General features: G+C 29.0%; 17 protein-coding genes. 7 read left to right on the forward strand and 10 right to left on the reverse strand.

Annotated features, from left to right (window positions below; translation table 11 throughout):
* Positions 1-17: 17 nt before the first annotated feature.
* The 5 genes from FDT66_RS04095 to rlmD all read right to left on the reverse strand — a co-directional run bounded on the left by FDT66_RS04095 (position 18) and on the right by rlmD (position 3,625).
* Positions 18-737: a DUF6048 family protein gene (locus tag FDT66_RS04095; protein ID WP_138534887.1), complete on the reverse strand. Its 720-nt coding sequence runs from the start codon at positions 735-737 to the stop codon at positions 18-20.
* The gene (locus FDT66_RS04100; RefSeq protein ID WP_138534888.1) at positions 718-1,203 is read right to left on the reverse strand and encodes a DUF6452 family protein; all 486 of its coding nucleotides are present in this window, start codon (positions 1,201-1,203) and stop codon (positions 718-720) included. The genes FDT66_RS04095 and FDT66_RS04100 overlap by 20 nt, the downstream gene beginning before the upstream one ends.
* A gap of 4 nt (positions 1,204-1,207) precedes the next feature.
* Positions 1,208-1,504, reverse strand: a complete 297-nt coding sequence (locus FDT66_RS04105; RefSeq protein WP_138534889.1) for a 4a-hydroxytetrahydrobiopterin dehydratase — start codon at positions 1,502-1,504, stop codon at positions 1,208-1,210.
* A 77-nt stretch (positions 1,505-1,581) separates the two neighbouring features.
* Positions 1,582-2,151 (reverse strand): hypothetical protein, encoded by a 570-nt coding sequence (locus FDT66_RS04110; protein ID WP_138534890.1) that lies wholly within the window; start codon positions 2,149-2,151, stop codon positions 1,582-1,584.
* A 19-nt stretch (positions 2,152-2,170) separates the two neighbouring features.
* Positions 2,171-3,625 (reverse strand): 23S rRNA (uracil(1939)-C(5))-methyltransferase RlmD, encoded by a 1,455-nt coding sequence (gene rlmD, locus FDT66_RS04115; RefSeq protein ID WP_138534891.1) that lies wholly within the window; start codon positions 3,623-3,625, stop codon positions 2,171-2,173.
* Positions 3,626-3,766: 141 nt separating this feature from the next.
* Here rlmD and FDT66_RS04120 point away from each other — a divergent pair, with 141 nt between their 5' ends.
* From FDT66_RS04120 to FDT66_RS04135, 4 genes are all read left to right on the forward strand, one after another.
* Positions 3,767-4,327: an RNA polymerase sigma factor gene (locus tag FDT66_RS04120; protein WP_138534892.1), complete on the forward strand. Its 561-nt coding sequence runs from the start codon at positions 3,767-3,769 to the stop codon at positions 4,325-4,327.
* The gene (locus FDT66_RS04125; RefSeq protein ID WP_138534893.1) at positions 4,317-4,694 is read left to right on the forward strand and encodes a DUF6768 family protein; all 378 of its coding nucleotides are present in this window, start codon (positions 4,317-4,319) and stop codon (positions 4,692-4,694) included. Before FDT66_RS04120 ends, FDT66_RS04125 begins: the two co-directional genes overlap by 11 nt.
* A 298-nt stretch (positions 4,695-4,992) precedes the next feature.
* A complete protein-coding gene (rocD, locus tag FDT66_RS04130) occupies positions 4,993-6,267 on the forward strand; it encodes an ornithine--oxo-acid transaminase (protein ID WP_138534894.1) in 1,275 nt (424 codons plus the stop codon).
* A gap of 90 nt (positions 6,268-6,357) precedes the next feature.
* On the forward strand, positions 6,358-6,798 hold the full coding sequence (locus tag FDT66_RS04135; protein WP_138534895.1) for a DUF5362 family protein: 441 nt from the start codon (positions 6,358-6,360) through the stop codon (positions 6,796-6,798).
* Between the two features lie 75 nt (positions 6,799-6,873).
* Here the strand turns inward: FDT66_RS04135 and FDT66_RS04140 are convergent, their stop codons facing one another.
* The 4 genes from FDT66_RS04140 to FDT66_RS04155 form a co-directional block, all read right to left on the reverse strand.
* A complete protein-coding gene (locus FDT66_RS04140; protein WP_138534896.1) occupies positions 6,874-9,513 on the reverse strand; it encodes an AsmA-like C-terminal region-containing protein in 2,640 nt (879 codons plus the stop codon).
* Positions 9,514-9,652: 139 nt separating this feature from the next.
* Complete coding sequence (locus FDT66_RS04145) at positions 9,653-9,976, reverse strand: YbaB/EbfC family nucleoid-associated protein (protein ID WP_138534897.1); 324 nt, start codon at positions 9,974-9,976, stop codon at positions 9,653-9,655.
* A gap of 19 nt (positions 9,977-9,995) precedes the next feature.
* Positions 9,996-10,724, reverse strand: a complete 729-nt coding sequence (locus tag FDT66_RS04150) for a T9SS type A sorting domain-containing protein (RefSeq protein WP_138534898.1) — start codon at positions 10,722-10,724, stop codon at positions 9,996-9,998.
* Between the two features lie 64 nt (positions 10,725-10,788).
* Positions 10,789-12,105, reverse strand: coding sequence for an SGNH/GDSL hydrolase family protein (locus FDT66_RS04155; RefSeq protein ID WP_138534899.1), 1,317 nt, complete (start codon positions 12,103-12,105; stop codon positions 10,789-10,791).
* A 237-nt stretch (positions 12,106-12,342) separates the two neighbouring features.
* Between FDT66_RS04155 and FDT66_RS04160 the strand changes: the two genes are divergently transcribed.
* The 3 genes from FDT66_RS04160 (at position 12,343) to FDT66_RS04170 (ending at position 16,879) form a co-directional block, all read left to right on the forward strand.
* Positions 12,343-14,457 carry a S9 family peptidase gene (locus tag FDT66_RS04160; RefSeq protein ID WP_138535259.1) on the forward strand — a complete coding sequence of 705 codons (2,115 nt, stop codon included), beginning with the start codon at positions 12,343-12,345 and terminating at the stop codon, positions 14,455-14,457.
* Between the two features lie 103 nt (positions 14,458-14,560).
* Entirely contained in the window at positions 14,561-15,556 is a 996-nt protein-coding gene (locus FDT66_RS04165) for a PLP-dependent cysteine synthase family protein (protein WP_138534900.1), read from the forward strand.
* Between the two features lie 75 nt (positions 15,557-15,631).
* The gene (locus FDT66_RS04170) at positions 15,632-16,879 is read left to right on the forward strand and encodes an aminotransferase class I/II-fold pyridoxal phosphate-dependent enzyme (RefSeq protein ID WP_138534901.1); all 1,248 of its coding nucleotides are present in this window, start codon (positions 15,632-15,634) and stop codon (positions 16,877-16,879) included.
* An 81-nt stretch (positions 16,880-16,960) separates the two neighbouring features.
* Here FDT66_RS04170 and fahA read toward each other — a convergent pair whose 3' ends face one another.
* Complete coding sequence (gene fahA / locus FDT66_RS04175) at positions 16,961-18,238, reverse strand: fumarylacetoacetase (protein WP_138534902.1); 1,278 nt, start codon at positions 18,236-18,238, stop codon at positions 16,961-16,963.
* Positions 18,239-18,358 lie beyond the last annotated feature (120 nt).

Here is an 18,358-nt window from a genome sequence, read left to right on the forward strand (position 1 = left end):
TTTGAAACCTTAAAAAGTTATTTTTTTGAGAATGGAATTAGGTAAGAAATTGTGTAATTAAAACCAAAACCAGTATTGCTTTCAAAAATTCTATTAAAACCTGGTGCAAATAATGATTTGAAATTTTCAGGGTCTTTTACGCTCATCATAACTTTGTATGATACACTAAAACTAACAAAAATATTTTTAAAAGTTTCTGCTTTTACACCTACCATTAATTCAGACCAATGTGCATTTAAACCAGTAGTAGTTTGTGGAGTTGTAGTTGGTGAAAGTGGAAAATAATTACCAAAATTTGCATTTGATGTATTGGGCGTGTAACTGTTTAAGGTTTGTTCAAACAAACTAAAACCATACCTATAACCTACAAAAATTTCGTTATTCATGTCTAACCAATTCGTGTAAGCGTTATAATTTAATCCTAAACGTATATAATTACCTTTTGAGGTAGAGTTTGTATAATCTTCATTGGTAGTTTCTTCTTCAAAACCAACTTCTGCAGCAATGTAAACGTTTTTTTTAATTCTATAATCTCCAACAATTTCAAATCCACTATAAGAACCATCAAATTGCGCTTTTATAGGTTTACTAATATCTATTCCAACCCTAAAACCGTAGTTAGATTTGTAAACAATACTATCTTTTGTTTTGTTGGCTAAAGTGTCTTTTTTTTGAGTTTGCGAATAAGTATCAACAAAAACAAAAAGGAAACAAAGGCTAATGAAATATTTGTACATGAGCAGTGTTTTGATTGTTTATTGTTGTTATTGTTGTTGGTGTAAAATCGGTGATCCAACTATTTGCATCTGCAGAAAATGTTACATTGTTAAACGTTACTTTATAGCCACAAGAACGTGAAACATAATCTTCTTGCGTATCGTAAGTAATTGTAAAGTTGGCAATTTCATTATTTGCAGTTGCGCCATTTGTCGCATTTTTTTTAAGGATATATTTTGTTTCTGAACTAAAAACATTTAATGGAATTGCAATACTATCTAAAGCTGAGTTTACAAATAAACTATCGGTTCTACCTTCTGCTATAATAGATAAACGTTGTACTCTTTTTGGAGTTTCTCTATTTGTATTATCATAAAACCTAATGACCAAACTAGGTGTTACAGGATTTTGCAAACAGAAATCGTCTTTTTCACAGGCAGAAATAAATACAAGTATTAATAGAATAAAAAGGAATGTTTTTTTCATGAAATTATTCTTCAACTTCAATAATTTTATTGATAGCTTCTGCCAATTTAAAATCTAATTCTGTTACTCCATCAGCATCATGAGTTGTTAGCGTAATGTCTAATGTATTGTACACATTCGTCCATTCTGGATGATGATTCAATGCTTCACATTCAAAAGCAATTCTGTTCATTGCAGACATACAATCTTTAAAATTATCAAACTCGAAATCTGTATGAAGTGCGTCATCATAAAAATCCCAATCTTGTAAGTTTTCTACTCTTTTTTCTATTTCTGAATCTGATAGTTTTGTATTTTTCATAATCATTTAATTTAAGATTTTAAATATATAATTATTGATACTATTTTTGTTTAAATTGATGTTAAAACTAATTTGAATTATTTTTTTTGATAGTATTTTTCTAAATAATTATTTTTTAAATCATAAATATATTGAGCAACATCTCTTTCTGAATAATGCCCATTGTATTGAAGGTAATTACCATTTTTATGAATTACTAAAATACCAAAACAAGATTTTTTTCTTTCAAAAAAAATTGTTTGCAAAAAGTCATCTTTATCATCGAAATAACTAATATTATCTAATTTTCTTCTAACTCTTTCTCCGTTTGCAAGTACTTTAATATTTAAACAATTTTCAGTATCAATTTTTTCATAAAACTCTTTATAGAATTTTTTAGTTACAGAATTAATCTTATGGTTATCAAAATGACAACTTTTAACAGGTTGAGAATAATTAATTATTAAAACTTCTTCATTATTCCATTTGTAATTTTTTTTAATGAAGTTTAATTTTTCAATATCTATAAAACCTACGTAATCATAAATAATTGTTTTTCTTTTATGCGTTTTTACGTTTATTTTTTCAGTAGGTTTCTCAATTAATTTTGATGAAGAACAAGATACCACTATAAATAAGAGGATTAATATGATAACGCTTTTTTTCATTTTCCTTTTGGTATATAAACTATTTTTTCTCAAACAAAACCACGGTCTCAATATGACTTGTATGTGGAAATTGATCTACCAAACTAATTTTTTTCATTTGGTAACCTGCAGCTGCTAATAATTCTGTATCTCTTGCTTGTGTTGCAGGGTTGCAAGAAACATACACCATTCTATCTGCATTTAAATTGATGATTTTTTGCAATGTTTTTGGGGCAATTCCTGCTCTTGCAGGATCTAAAATAATGGTTTTTATTTTATTTTGATATTCAGGATGTGCAATTAAAAATTTTCCAACGTCTGCTGCAAAGAATTTTAAACCATCAATATTATTTCTTTGGGCATTCTTTTTAGCATCTGCAATGGCAGATGCTACAATATCTACACCAACAATTTTCGCATTTTCACTTTTAGATGCTACAATTTGCCCAATAGTTCCTGTTCCACAGAATAAATCCATAACCACAGTATTATCTACCTTAGATTTATCTTCTAACACATATTCAACAACTTTAGAGTAAAGCTTTTCTGCACATTTTGGGTTGGTTTGAAAAAAGCTTTTCATGCTAATTTCAAAGTTCAATCCTAATAATTCTTCAACAATTTTATCTTTTCCGTAAACCAACTCTAAACTTCCAGAAGTAGCAATGGTTCTGTCTCCAGTTTCATCATTAATGGTATGTAAAAGACCTGCTAAACGTTCTCCGAAAATATCTTTTAAGAAAGATGCAAATTTTTGTAAATCGAACTTATCCAAATCACCAGAAGTGGTTACTAAATTACATAATAATTCGTCTGTTTTAAAAGATTTACGGACTACAAAATACCTAAAAAAACCTTCTCTTTTTGGTCCGTGCCAAGGTGCTAAACCTGTTTCTAAACAATAGTTTCGGATGTTTTTTAAGTTATCTTCCAATTGCTTGTCAAACAAACCAGAATCTTTTTCTAAATTATCTCCCATCCACCAAACTCCACGTCGTTTAAAGCCTAATGTAAACTCGTCTTTATCAGTTTTATTTTTTCTATCATAACCAATCGCAGAAAAACCATATTCCATTTTATTTCTATAGTGAAATACGTTTGGTGATGTTACAAATTCATCAAATAAATCTTCTATATGTTCAACTTTTCCAATTCTTTTGAATAAAGATAAAGTACTTTCTTTTTTGTATGCATGTTGCAGTTCAATAGGTAATTGAATGTAAGGCGCTCCAGGAATATCTTGAAAAGGAACTTTCACTTCATCTTCTGAAGGTACTAGAACATCAATCAATTTAGCTTCTGCGTATTTTTTACTAGACTTGCTAATTTGAGCTTTTACCAATTGCCCAGGCAACGTATTTGGAACAAATATTACAAAACTTCCATCTTCGGTATGAATTCTGGCAATTCCTTTTCCTCCGAAAGCGTAATCTTCAATTTTTAATTCTAAAACTTGATTCTTTTTTACAAATTTGTTGCGTTCTCTACGTGGCATTCTTAATTATTTTGGTTTGCAAAATTAAGGAAATAGATAATTTTTATTACTGAAAAATCCATTTATAATTAATTTATCTTTAAAGATTGAAAACTATTTGAACCTTTTCATTTTTTGCACGTCTATGCAGTGTAATCTATTATGAATAAAAAAAACATTCTTTCTGATAAAATTTTGATTAAAAATTACCAAAAAGGAGATAAAAAAATGATTTCTCTTTTGGTTGAAAAATGGCATGTATCTTTTTGTAAAGTTGCTTTGTGGATTGTAAAAGATGCTGATATTGCTAAAGATATTGCACAAGAAAGTTGGAGAATAATATTAAAAAAATTGCCATCTTTAAAAGAACCAGAAAAGTTTAAAAGTTGGGCAATTAGCATCATAAATAGAAAAGCGATTGATTTTATTAGAGCCAAAAATAGAGAGCATTTAAAACTTGAAAAAATTTATTTTGAAAGTGAAAAAACAACCTCAATTTTTGAAATCACTAAAGATGATTCTGTAGAAAAAAAACTTTTAAAATCTATTAAAAAATTATCTGTAGAGCATCAAATGGTAATTGAGTTATTTTACAAAGAAAGTTATAGTTTAAAGGAAATTAGTGAAATTTTAAAGATTTCTGTTGGTACCACAAAATCGAGATTATTTCACGCAAGAGAAAAGTTAAAAACAATTTTAAAACATAGAAATTATGAAAGATAATATAGAAGAAATAGACAAATTAATTAAAGAAACATTATCTAAAGAAGAAGCGAAATTCTACGATGGTTTACAAGAACAAAACCTTTTTGGAATGATTGGAGGTTTATATAAAGGAAAAAATGTTTGGCTTACAATTGTTATGCACCTCATAAGTGTAGTTGCATTTGGACTTCTTATTTATTGCTTAATTCAAACTTTTGATGTCGAAAATACCAATGATTTAATCTTATGGATAGCTGGTTTTTTCTTTAGTTTTATTGTAATGAGTATGCTTAAAATATTCGCGTGGATGCAAATGCATAAAAATGCCACTTTGAGAGAAATGAAAAGACTAGAACTTTTAATTACAGCAAATCAAAAGCCTTAATTTTTAAAAACTATTCTTAAACTTGTGATTTATGTTATAGATTGAATCTTTCTATTTCGATCAAAACAGGCTAACTGTTTTAACTTTTTTATATTGAAATAAATTCAGCATTAAAAAAGAAACTAGTGAAGGCTCAACCTTTTTAGGTAGCGATTAAATAATTTTTATTTCGGAGTTTTATTTTATTACTTTTGTAAAACTTCGGGGATGATTTCTTTCCCACGCTGAATTTTCAGTTCTCGCTGAAAGGATAAAGGTAGAACAGGAATGGTTATTATTTAATTTAAAACAATAAAAAATGGCTGTTTTAGACAAACTAACTTCGCAAGAAGCAATTGAATTAGAAAACAAATATGGTGCACACAACTATCATCCACTTCCTGTGGTTTTGAGTAGAGGAGAAGGTGTATATGTTTGGGATGTGGAAGGGAAAAAATATTATGATTTTTTATCAGCTTATTCAGCTGTAAATCAGGGACATTGTCACCCAAAAATTGTAGATGCAATGACAAATCAAGCAAAAACGTTGAGTTTAACTTCACGTGCATTTTATAATGATATGCTTGGTAGATATGAAAAATTTGCAACTGAATATTTTGGTTTCGACAAGTTATTGCCAATGAATACTGGTGCTGAAGCAGTGGAAACTGCTTTAAAAATTGCTAGAAAATGGGCGTATGAAGTAAAAGGAATTGATGAAAATAAAGCGCAAATTATTGTTTGTGAAAATAATTTTCACGGAAGAACAACTACTATAATTTCTTTTTCTAATGATCCTATTGCGCGTAAAAATTTTGGACCTTACACCAAAGGTTTTTTGAAAATAGAGTATGATAATTTACAAGAATTACAAGAAACACTAGAAAGTAGCAATAATATTGCTGCGTTTTTAGTAGAACCAATTCAAGGTGAAGCTGGTGTATTTGTACCTTCTGAAGGATATTTAGCCGCTGCAAAAAAAATGTGTGAAGACCACAATGTTTTATTTATTGCAGATGAAGTACAAACAGGAATTGCCAGAACAGGTCGTTTATTAGCTACTTGTGGAAATTGTTCTTGTCCTGAAAAAAATTGTTCTGGTACGCCAGAAGTAAAACCAGATGTTTTAATTCTTGGAAAAGCACTTTCTGGTGGAGCATATCCTGTTTCTGCAGTTTTAGCAAATGACAGTGTTATGAATGTAATTCGTCCTGGAAATCATGGCTCTACTTTTGGAGGAAACCCAATTGCTGCTGCTGTTGCAATGGCTGCTTTAGAAGTAGTTGCTGATGAAAAATTAGCCATAAATGCTGATAAATTGGGTAAAATCTTTAGAGCTGAATTAACGGAGTTTTGTAAAACTACAGACTTGGTAAGTTTTGTTAGAGGAAGCGGATTGTTAAATGCAATTTTAATTAATGATACAGAAGATAGCTCAACAGCTTGGGATATTTGTATAAAGCTACGTGATAATGGATTGTTAGCAAAACCTACTCATGGAAATATTATTCGTTTTGCACCACCTTTGGTAATGACAGAAGAACAATTAATGGATTGTATTTCTATCATTAAGAAAACAATTTCTGAATTTTAATTTTTAAAAGAATTTATATTTAGCCACAAATTTTAAAATTTGTGGCTTTTTTTTTTACTATTTTTGAAAATATTAACCAAAAAAAATATTATGGAAAACCCAATTACACAATTAGAACAATTAACTTTAAACAGTGCTTCAAAAAGTTTTTTAAGAGAAACTGCAAAATGGACTTATTTCTTATCTATTTTAGGATTTATTGGCTTAGCATTAATGGTTGTATTTAGTTTTTTTGCTGGAGCTTTATTTAATAGCTTACCAGAAACACAAGCAATGCCTTTTGATTTTGGACCTGTAATGACAATTATTTATTTGATAATGGCTTTAATTTACTTTTTCCCAGTTTATTATTTATTTCAATTTTCTACGAAAATGAAAATGGCTTTGCGTTCAAAAAATGATGAAGATTTAGCAAATGCTTTTGAAAAATTAAAGTCTCACTATAAATTTTTAGGAGTTTTTACAATTATTATTTTATCAATTTATTTTCTTTTCTTTTTATTAGCAATGATAGGTGTTGCTTTTGCTTAAAAATTTTATTTTTAAAATTAAAAAAGCCCTGTAATATTTGAAATATTACAGGGCTTTTTTCTTTCCACTTTAGTTTTAATTTTTCTTTTTTAAAGAATCATTTTTAACGGTATCTTTTTTCTTTCCGAAAATTCCACCTAAAACACTTTTTACTTTGTCTTTTGTGGTTTCTTTAGTTGTTTCTTTTGTTTTTGTAGTATCTTTTGCTTTGTCGTTATTGCCACCCAATAAATCTATTAGTTTATCTTTTCCTTTATCAACTAAATTTTGTTTTTGTTTCTCAACAATAGTTTTCATTAAATTAGACGTAGCATCTTTAATGTTTGTTGTAAAATTAGGATTTGAAAAACTACCAGTTAAGTTCGCATTTACAGGTATAGTTTTAATCTCGTCTGCATCTTTCGCAGTTAATTTTGCTATGGCATTTGTAACTGTAGTACCCAAATATTTTACTGGTAAATTAAAAGTAATATCATAATTCATTGTATTGTCAAAACCATGTTTACCTCCAACAGTAATTCCAATATCTTTATAATTTAAGTTGAATGGTTTTACAGAGACTTCACCATTATTAAAGGTAAATAATGCACTTGCTTCATTTAAGTTAAGTTTGCTGATATCTAAAAAATCTACTTTAGTGCCAATAGCACTCAGAACTTTAGAGTTTGCCACTTTTAGTTTTGTGTTTAAAAGCTGACCTAACAAATCTCCAGAAATTGAGTTTAAAACAGGTGTCATGTTTTCTGTTAAATTTCCTGAAACATTTATTGTAGAATTTATTTTACCTTCTAAACTTTTGGCAATAGGAGCTATGGCTTTTAACATTTCTAATTGAGAAAATGATTCTGCAATGTTTAATTCTTGCAGTTTTAAATCCATTTTAAAGTTCGATTTATTTCCTTTTGTTGAAACATTTCCATTGAAACCAATTTTACCATCAAAAATGTTTGAGCTTACATTTTGCAGACTAACAGCTTCATCTTTTATAAATAAATCTCCAGAAACGTTTTTTAAAATAATATTGTCATAAACTACATTTTTTGCTTTTGCATTTAATTTTACATCTAAAAAAGATGGAATTTTTAAAGCTTTCGAGCTGGTAGTTGTTGTTTTTTCTTCATTTTTAGCTAAAAAATCATCTACCTTAAAATTGTTAGAGTTTAGAGTAAAATTTCCTTTTAGCAACTCATCTTTAAATAAAAAACCGTAAAAATTATTCAAATCTCCTTTTAAAGAAATGTCTGAAGTTCCTGTTTTTGCATTGAACTCATTAAGTTTTATAGTTTGTGGATTGAAAGCAATGGATGTTTTATCGATATAAAAAGTATTGGCAGCATCTTCTCCAGCATATTTAAAGTTTGATACAGAAATTTCTCCTGAGTTTTTGATGTTTTGGTAGTTTTTTCTTTCAATAGAATTCATATCAAAATTAGCGGAAACATTTGCTTTTAAAATACCTTCTAATTGGTTTTCAAAAGTTACAGGATACACTTTACTGATGTTTTGCAAATTAATAGTTCCGTTTGCTTTTAAACTTACTTTTACATTTTCTGTAATATTTGAAATATTTCCACTTGCGTTAAAAATGTCTTTATCAATTTTAAATGAAGTGTTATTAATATCTATGTAAGTGTCTTTAACAAACCCAGTTTTATTTAAAATAGTTGCATCTATATTGATGTTATTTACTGCTTTTGGTAAATCTGCATATTTAAACATGGCATCTTTAGAAATAAAAGAAATGTTTAATGTTGGAATGGTAGTTTTTGAGTACGTTCCTTTTACAGCTCCTTTTAAATCAAAATTACCTTCTGTAGTTACTGTTGCTAAATTACCTGAGTATTGTTTTGGTATTAATGCCAATAAATTTTTAAAAGATGATGTTGGTGTTTTAAAGTTAATGTCATACAGTTGGTTTTCTTCTACTAATTGAATAAAACCATCAAACTCTAAAGGTAATTGATTTATATAACCTGTGTTTTCTTTAAAGGTGTATTTTAGGTTTTTTAAATCGATTCCTAAAACTGCATTTAGTTTTACACCAACATTTTGTAAGTAATTTGTGTTTTCCATATCAAAGGAAAGTTTAGCTGTTGTTTTGGTATCTAAGTCCAAAACTTCTTTTGCAAAGTTTCCTTTACCTGAATGATGTATACTGTCTAAAACTAATTTTATTTGAGAGTTTTCGTCATAATAACTGAAAGCCATATTTTCCAACTCATATTCTTGAATATTTAACGATAAAGAGGTTTCTTCATTAGAATTTGAAGTTGCTTCTTTTTTTAAAGCAATGTCGTAATTACCAATATTTTCTTTATTAAATAAGATGTTTACTTTTCCGTTATTTGTAGAAATAATCTTAATTTCTAGAGTCTCATTGGCGCTTTTAAAAAGTTCAGTAATTTTCATTTTTAAACTCAATTCCTTAGCATTAAACAAAGTGTCTCCTAAAAAAGGTTTCTTGTTTATAATGGCAATCTCATTTACCGTTAAACTTGCTGATGGAAAATTTCTAAATAAACTTAAATCGGTTTCTTTAAAAGTAAGTGTTGCATTTATATTATTGTTAACGGTATTTGTAAACATTTGAACAATTTTATCTTTGAATAAAAAAGGAACTGAAATTAAACCTATTATTAAAATTAATAGTGTAATTACAACCCATTTAATTATTTTTTTACCTATAGATTTTTTTTCTTTTTCTTTCTGACTCATTGTATGTTATTATTTACAACAAAAATACCTCTTTTACAAGAGGTATTTTAGTTTAAATAATGTTAAAAAGAACTCAAATGAGTTTATTTTAATAATTATTTTAAGTTTTTTAATTATTGTTTAGAAGTAACAATAAATATTATTTGAACATATCCATTCCTGGAATATTTGGCATACCAGTTTTGGCTGCATTAGCCATTTCGTTTTCGTTAATTTTAGTTGCTTTTTCTATGGCTTTATTTAGGGTGATTATTAAATAGTCTTCTAATTCTTCTGCGTCTGAAAGTAGAGAATCATCAATTGAGATTGCTTTAATTTCTCTATTTGCAGTTAGAGTAATTTTTAACTTACCATCAGTAGAACTTTCATCAACTAATACACTATTTAACCTAGTTTTAGTTTTTTCAACTTCTTGTTGCGCTTCTTTCAGCTTGCTCATCATTCCTGAAATATCTCCAAACATATCTTATTTTTTTATGAAATTATTGTTTCAACAGTTTCTTTGTTTTTTTTAAACCATTTTCATCTACAAATTTAATAAAATATAAGCCAGAAGACAAGTTACTTATGTCATATTCCTTTTCACTTATTTTAAACATATTTTGAGTAACTTCTTTTCCTAAACTATTAAATAAAGAAATTTCAATAATATTTTTTTCTGTTGAAAATTTAAACGTATTTCTTGTAGGGTTAGGATATAGCAGGAATTTGTTATTTTCACCAAAAATATTTTCATTTGATAGGGTAGTATTTGAACTTAGAATGATTTCATCAATATAACCAAAAGAATTTGAGTTGTTTAGTACTTGACCAGAAGGTTCGTTTTCTATACCTAAATCAGGAAAGATTATTATTGTGTTAACTTGCTGTCCATTTTGTCCTCCAGAGACAGGAAAAACCAAATTTTGCCATTCCCCATAATTTGTATAACGATTAATTGGTCTTATGTAAGTTCCAGAAGTTCCATTAGAATCAGTATCTGCAGCATCAACTCTTAATGCAATATCTGGTTGTACAGCGTAATTAACCATTACATGAATGTACATAGTTGTGTTTTGTGGAATTGTAAAACTGCTTACTGGAAATGTTATTAATGCCTCTGTATTTGAGGATGTTCTCCATATTTTTATAGATTTTTCAGTATCGTTTTGACTGAAAATAAAAATAGGATTACTAAGTAAAAATAAGATTAAAAAATATTTTTTTTTCATTATTATAGATGATTCATATTAAAGGTATTATGACTTTTGTATTAAGTTTTATAGCGATTGCTATTTAAAAAAACTTCATAATTTCATTAGCAATTAAAGTATGACCTGCAGTATTTGGATGGTTTCCAGTTGATAAATAATCGTTTACATTATTGCCATTAATTACCTCTTGTTTAAATTGCTCAAAACTATCTACAAAAGCTACTCCATTTTCTAAAGCTAATCTTTTAACTTGTTCTGTATGTTCGTATAACTCTGTATTTGTGGCTAACATATTTATATCTTTTATTGGAGATGGACTTAACAACACAACTTTTATACCTCTAGCCAAAGCCTTTTGTATCATTTCTTTCCAAGCAGCATAAGCAGCGGCTAAACCCTGAGAGCGATCATTTAAACTATAATCGATAAACAAAACATCTGGTCTGTGAACTAAAACTTCAGTATCAAATCTTGTAGCTCCTTTTATAGAGTGTTCACCTCCAATAGAGGTTTTTATAGTGTTAATAACAGCTGTAGGATATTTTGCTGATAATTTTTTTAACACTTGATGTGGATATGCATTTAAAGTATTAACAGTGGGAGTTTGATAATACCCAGAAGGTACAGAATGTCCGTGAAAAACTAAGTTGATTGTTCTGTTATTTGGCCAATTTTTGGTGAGTTCCGTTTTAATATTTTTTAAATAATCATCATAGGTCGCTGCAGCACCATCTGTTTCGCTTACACTAATTTCATCTATGTAGCCAAATTTATCAGAATTATTAAGTACAAATCCATTTGGTGTATTTTCAAAACCTGCATCTGGAAAAACAATAATAGCTTTAATTTCTATTCCATTTGGACCACCTTCTAAAGGAAATATTAAATTTCCCCAATTCCCATAATCTGTATATTTATTAATAGCTCTAATAGCTACTTGAGGGTCTCCATTAGAATTTTCATCCTCACCATCAATACGAATCACTACATCTGGTTGTGCAGGAAAATTTACAGCAATATTTAAATATTTCACAGTATTTGCAGGAACAACTATTTTAGTTACAGGAAAGGCAATTAACTCAAACCATTTTGTACCAGTTCTACCAAACTTTAAGCTATTTTCAGAATTATTAATTGCGTTAGGTTTTGGATTCGAAACTATAGAAAAACTACCTCCATGTCTTGAAACGACATTTGGTGACCCTGGTTCAAAATTTTGTACCATTAAATTTTGATTTTGCTGAAGATTGGAATTGTTTGCTATAGAAAATTCAGCACCATTTCTTGAAACAATATTAGATGTTTCTGATTCAAAATCATTTAGCGTCGTATTTTGCCCAAAGTTAGTTTGAAATCCAAAAATTATGAGTACAGTTAAAAAGAATACTTTAGTTTTCATTATTTATATAATTTATGTCCAAATTATATGTTTTATGTGAAAATTAAATAGACAATTATGTCTTTAGTATAGACTATATTTTTTAAATTCTAAGAAAGTACTTCTCAAGTAATCTATTTTTAAAGAAAAATATTGATTAACTTTATTAAATAATTAAATCATAAAAAAATGAAGAAAATATATCTATTAACTATTGTATTAAGTATTATTTTTGCAGTCGCTTGTAAAAATAACCATATGAAAAGTACAGATGCAAAAGCACCTATAGCATACAAACAACCAACTGAACTAGAAAAACACGGAGATGTTAGAATAGATAATTATTTTTGGATGCGTTTATCTGATAAACAAAAACTTACAGAAGTAAGAGATAAACAAACTCAAAAGGTAATTAGCTATTTGGAGGAAGAAAACTCTTATTACGAATCAGTTACAAGTTATACGAAAAATTTTGAAGAAAAATTATTCGAAGAAATGAAAGGTAGAATTAAAGAAGATGATTCTTCTGTACCTTATAAAGATAATGGTTACTACTATATTACAAGCTATGAAAAAGGAATGCAATATCCTATTTACAGTCGCAAAAAAGAGAATTTAGATGCCACAGAGCAAATAATGTTCAATGTAAATGAAATGGCAAAAGATTTTGATTATTTTCAATTGGGTGGTTTAAATATATCTCCAGACAATAAATTAGCCGTTTTTGCAACAGATACTATAAGTAGAAGACAATATTTTTTAAGAGTAAAAAACTTAGAAACAGGTAAAATTTATACAGATATAATTGATAATACCACAGGAGGCTCTGTTTGGGCTAACGATAATAAAACGTTTTTTTATACCAAAAAAGATCCAGTAACTTTAAGGAGCTCTAAAGTTTATAGGCATGTGTTGGGTACACCTTCTTCTGAAGATGTAGAAGTATATCATGAAAAAGATGAAACATTTAGTACCTATGTAACAAAATCAAAATCTAATAAATATATAATCGTTGGTTCTTATAGTACAGTTTCTACAGAAGCTCAGTTTTTAGATGCAAATAATCCTACAAGTAATTTGCAAATGTTACAACCTCGTGAAAGAGATTTAGAATACTCTGTAGCACACTTTGGTAATGATTTTTATTTGCTAACAAATAAAGATGGAGCAACCAATTTTAAACTAATGAAAACTCCAGTAAATAAAACAACTAAAGAAAACTGGACAGATGTTATTCCTCATAGAGAAGATACTTTGCTAGAAGACTTTTCAATTTTTAAAGAATATTTAGTTTTAGAAGAACGTACAAACGGATTAAATAAAGTTCGTATAATACGTTGGGATGCAAAAGAAGATTATTATTTACCTTTTGATGAAGAAACATACTCTGTAGGAGTTTACAATAATCCAGATTTTGATACCCATATAATTCGATATTCGTACAATTCAATGACAACACCAGCCTCTGTCATCGATTTTAATATGAATGATAAATCGAAAGAAATAAAAAAAGAACAAGAAGTTTTAGGAGGTAAATTCAAAAAAGAAAATTATATAAGTAAACGTGTATGGGCAACAGCAAGAGATGGAAAAAAAGTAGCTATTTCTTTGGTATATCATAAAAATACACCATTAAATAAAAACACGCCATTACTGCAATATGCTTATGGTTCTTACGGTTATACAATACCAGATAATTTTTCAACAACTCGTTTAAGTTTATTAGACAGAGGTTTCGTTTTTGCTTTGGCTCATATTCGCGGAAGTCAATATTTAGGAAGAGAATGGTATGAAGATGGTAAAATGCTGAACAAAAAAAATACATTTACAGATTTTATAGATTGTTCTAAATATTTAATTGATAATAATTACACTTCAGAAAAACATTTATATGCAATGGGTGGTTCTGCAGGTGGATTATTAATGGGAGCAATTGCAAATATGAATCCTGAATTGTATAATGGAATTATTGCAGCAGTTCCTTTTGTAGATGTAATTTCAACAATGATAGATGATTCTATTCCGCTAACAACAGGAGAATATGATGAATGGGGAAACCCAAATGATAAAGAATATTATGATTACATAAAATCTTATTCACCTTATGATCAAGTAGAGCGTAAAGCATATCCAAACATGTTAGTCACCACAGGTTTTCATGATTCACAAGTACAATATTGGGAACCAGCAAAATGGGTTGCAAAATTAAGAGAACTAAAAACAGATAACAATTTACTAATGCTTAGAACAGATATGGATGCTGGTCATGGTGGAGCTTCAGGACGTTTTGATGCCTTAAAAGAAACAGCAAAAGATTATACTTTTTTCTTAGCTCTAGAAAACAAAATAGATCCAGAATTGATAAAGCACTAAAATCAATTTTATATTTCAATACGAAAATGTACTTTTGCAATCTGTTAAAAGATAAGCCTCACAGGTTTCTGTAATCTGTGAGGTTTTTTGATGAAAAGATAGGATGAATAAAAACAAAGGAATTCATAATAACATTTTAGAATTAGTTGGAGAAACACCACTAATAAAACTTCAGAAAATTACTAAAAACTTAAAAGGTGCTTATTTTGCTAAAATAGAAGCTTTTAATCCTGGTCATTCTTCAAAAGATAGAATTGCTTTACACATTATAAACAATGCAGAAAAAAAAGGTATTCTAAAAAAAGGAGCTACTATTGTAGAAACTACTTCAGGAAATACTGGTTTTAGTTTGGCAATGATAAGTATAGTAAAAGGGTATAAATGTATTTTAGCAGTAAGCGATAAATCTTCAGCCGATAAAATTAATTTGTTAAAAACAATGGGGGCAGAAGTACACGTTTGTCCTGCAGATGTAGCTGCAGACGATCCAAGATCTTATTACGAAGTTGCAAAAACCATTCATAAAAAAACTAAGAATTCAGTGTACATTAATCAATATTTCAACGAATTGAATATTGAAGCACACTACAAAACTACAGGTCCAGAGATTTGGCAACAAACAGCTGGAAAAATTACACATTTAGTTGCTGCAAGTGGAACAGGAGGTACTATTTCAGGAGTTGGAAAATATTTAAAAGAACAAAATCCAAACATTAAAATTTTAGGAGTTGATGCTATAGGATCTGTTTTAAAAAAATATCATGAAACTGGTGAGTTTGATATCAATGAAATACAACCTTACAAAATTGAAGGCTTAGGGAAAACATTAATTCCAACAGCAACAGATTTTGATATTATAGATGTTTACGAAAAAGTTTCCGACAAAGATGCTGCATTTGCTTCAAGAGAAATTGTAAAAAAAGAAGGCTTGTTTTGTGGCTATACTAGTGGAGCAGTGATGCAAGCAACCAAACAATATGCAGCACAAAATTATTTTGATGAAAATAGTTTTGTTGTAGTTATTTTTCCAGATCACGGTTCACGTTACATGAATAAAATTTACAATGATAATTGGATGAAAACCCAAGGTTTTCTATAAAAAATACTTCATTTTTTCGCATTTGAATAACTGTTAAAATTTCTTACCTTTGCACGCTCAAAAACAGTTGATAAAATGGCGAACGATTTATTTGATAGAATCATAAAAGATAAAGGTCCTTTAGGAAAATGGGCGGACCAAGCAGAAGGTTATTACGTATTTCCTAAATTAGAAGGTCCTATTTCCAATAGAATGTCTTTCAATGGGAAAAAAGTAGTTACTTGGAGTATTAATGATTATTTAGGATTGGCAAATCATCCTGAAGTTTTAAAAGTTGATGGTGAAGCTGCTCTAGAACATGGAATGGCATATCCCATGGGAGCTAGAATGATGTCTGGTCACACTCCTTTTCACGAACAATTAGAAAGAGAATGTGCTGAATTTGTGGATAAAGAGAAAGCATATTTACTAAATTTTGGTTACCAAGGAATCATGTCTGCAATAGACGCTTTGGTTACAAAAAACGATATTATCGTTTACGATATGGACACGCATGCGTGTATTATAGATGGTGTTCGATTGCATTCAGGAAAACGTTTTGTTTATCGTCATAATGATATGGCAAGTTTTGAAAAAAACATAAAACGTGCTGCAAAAATGGCAGAAAAAACAGGTGGAGGAATTTTAGTGATTTCTGAAGGTGTTTTTGGAATGCGTGGAGAACAAGGTCGTTTAAAGGAAATTGTAGCATTTAAAAAAGAATACAATTTTAGACTTTTAGTAGATGATGCGCATGGTTTCGGAACTTTAGGAAAAGATGGTAGAGGAACTGGTTTCGAACAAGGAGTTCAAGATGATATTGATGTATATTTTGCAACGTTTGCAAAATCTATGGCAGGTATTGGAGCTTTTTTAGCTGGTGATAAAGACGTAATTCAGTTTTTACAATACAACTTACGTTCACAAATGTTTGCAAAATCTTTACCAATGGCAATGGTAAAAGGTGCTTTAAAACGTTTGGATATGATACGTACAATGCCAGAGTTAAAAGAAAAATTGTGGAAAAATACCAATGCTTTACAATCTGGTTTACGAAATGCTGGTTTCGATTTAGGAACAACACAAACCTGTATTACTCCTGTATTTTTAAAAGGAGACATTCCTGAAGCAATGGCAATGGTAAACGATTTAAGAGAAAATCATGGAATTTTCTGTTCTATAGTGGTATATCCTGTAATTCCAAAAGGATTAATTATTTTAAGATTGATTCCAACAGCAACACATACTCAAGAAGATATTGATGAAACCATTACTGCTTTTTCTGCAATTAGAGAAAAACTGGAAGATGGAACGTATAAAAAAATTGCTGCATCAATAGTTTAGTATTTTTAATGCATGATATAATAAAAACCGAGCAATTTGCTCGGTTTTTATTTTTTAATAATTATTTAAAAAATATTGAGTTTATTTAGCAGGTAAAATTTTACCAACACATTCTCCAAAACCAATACGAACTTGGTCATTCTTACAATGTGCACGCATTATTACAGTATCGTTATCATTGATAAATTTACGAGTTGTACCATCTTTTAAAGTGATTGGATTTTGACCTTTCCAAGTTAATTCTAACATGGATCCAAAACTATCTTTTGTAGGTCCTGAAATTGTACCAGAACCCATCATATCACCAGCCTCAACAGGACAGCCATTTACAGTATGGTGTGCCAGTTGTTGTGCCATTGTCCAATACATATATTTAAAGTTCGAATTTGCAACTACAGTTTCTTCACCATTTTCTGGTTGAATACCAACTTGTAAATGAATATCATAACTTCCTTTACCTTTTTGTTTTAAATAAGATAATGGCTCATGAACTTGTTTTGGATTATCAGTTCTAAAAGGTTCTAAAGCATCTAAAGTTACAATCCAAGGTGAAATTGTTGATGCAAAACTTTTTCCTAAAAACGGTCCTAAAGGTACATATTCCCAAGCTTGAATATCTCTTGCAGACCAGTCATTAAATTGTACTAGCCCAAAAATATATTCCTCAGCTTCTTCAATAGGTATTCTTTCACCCAAAACATTTGCATCAGTAGTAATAAAAGCCATTTCAAGTTCAAAATCTAATAGTTTTGAAGGTCCAAAATTAGGTTTGTTACTTCCTTCAGAAGGTTTGGTTTGTCCATAAGGTCTTCTAATTGGAGTTCCAGAAGGTATTATTGAAGAGCTTCTTCCATGATAACCTATAGGAATGTGTAACCAGTTTGGTAACAATGCATTTTCTGGATCTCTAAAAAGTGAACCCACGTTTGTAGCATGTTCTTTACTTGCATAAAAATCGGTATAATCACCAACAGCAACTGGCAAAAGCATTTCTACTTCGTCCATTCTAAAGATAATTTTATCTTTATGTTCTGCATTATCTCTCAAGCTTCCATTAGTAACATCAAAAACTTCAGCAATTCTATTTCTTACCAAACGCCATGTTTTACGTCCATCTGCAATAAAATCATTTAAATTGTCTTGTAAAAACATGTCATCTGTAAGTGGAATACCTTCAAAATAACCTAATTGATGAAATGCACCTAAGTCTATTGCAAAATCACCAATTCTACTTCCTATTGTTATGATATCATCTCTTGTAATAAAAACACCAAATGGTATATTTTGAATTGGAAAATCTGAATTTTCATCTACTTTTAGCCAAGACTTTCTGTTTGGATTATTTGCGGTTATGATCATTTTTTAGTTCTTTATTTTGTTCAAAGCTATGCAATTTTTTATCATTTTTAAAATGAAATATCATCAATAACTTATTTTTAACACACCTTTTTTTAGAATTCTACAAATCTTAATAAGTTG

Source organism: Polaribacter aestuariivivens (assembly GCF_005885675.1).
Lineage (GTDB): Bacteria > Bacteroidota > Bacteroidia > Flavobacteriales > Flavobacteriaceae > Polaribacter > Polaribacter aestuariivivens.

Coding starts and splice junctions, on each gene's coding strand:
- FDT66_RS04105 (WP_138534889.1), bottom strand. CDS start 1,504: ATGAAAAATACAAAACTATCAGATTCAGAAATAGAAAAAAGAGTAGAA.
- FDT66_RS04155 (WP_138534899.1), bottom strand. CDS start 12,105: ATGAAAACTAAAGTATTCTTTTTAACTGTACTCATAATTTTTGGATTT.
- FDT66_RS04095 (WP_138534887.1), bottom strand. CDS start 737: ATGTACAAATATTTCATTAGCCTTTGTTTCCTTTTTGTTTTTGTTGAT.
- FDT66_RS04165 (WP_138534900.1), top strand. CDS start 14,561: ATGAATAAAAACAAAGGAATTCATAATAACATTTTAGAATTAGTTGGA.
- FDT66_RS04135 (WP_138534895.1), top strand. CDS start 6,358: ATGGAAAACCCAATTACACAATTAGAACAATTAACTTTAAACAGTGCT.
- FDT66_RS04110 (WP_138534890.1), bottom strand. CDS start 2,151: ATGAAAAAAAGCGTTATCATATTAATCCTCTTATTTATAGTGGTATCT.
- FDT66_RS04125 (WP_138534893.1), top strand. CDS start 4,317: ATGAAAGATAATATAGAAGAAATAGACAAATTAATTAAAGAAACATTA.
- fahA (WP_138534902.1), bottom strand. CDS start 18,238: ATGATCATAACCGCAAATAATCCAAACAGAAAGTCTTGGCTAAAAGTA.
- FDT66_RS04120 (WP_138534892.1), top strand. CDS start 3,767: ATGAATAAAAAAAACATTCTTTCTGATAAAATTTTGATTAAAAATTAC.
- FDT66_RS04100 (WP_138534888.1), bottom strand. CDS start 1,203: ATGAAAAAAACATTCCTTTTTATTCTATTAATACTTGTATTTATTTCT.
- FDT66_RS04150 (WP_138534898.1), bottom strand. CDS start 10,724: ATGAAAAAAAAATATTTTTTAATCTTATTTTTACTTAGTAATCCTATT.
- FDT66_RS04145 (WP_138534897.1), bottom strand. CDS start 9,976: ATGTTTGGAGATATTTCAGGAATGATGAGCAAGCTGAAAGAAGCGCAA.
- FDT66_RS04170 (WP_138534901.1), top strand. CDS start 15,632: ATGGCGAACGATTTATTTGATAGAATCATAAAAGATAAAGGTCCTTTA.
- rlmD (WP_138534891.1), bottom strand. CDS start 3,625: ATGCCACGTAGAGAACGCAACAAATTTGTAAAAAAGAATCAAGTTTTA.
- FDT66_RS04160 (WP_138535259.1), top strand. CDS start 12,343: ATGAAAAGTACAGATGCAAAAGCACCTATAGCATACAAACAACCAACT.
- rocD (WP_138534894.1), top strand. CDS start 4,993: ATGGCTGTTTTAGACAAACTAACTTCGCAAGAAGCAATTGAATTAGAA.
- FDT66_RS04140 (WP_138534896.1), bottom strand. CDS start 9,513: ATGAGTCAGAAAGAAAAAGAAAAAAAATCTATAGGTAAAAAAATAATT.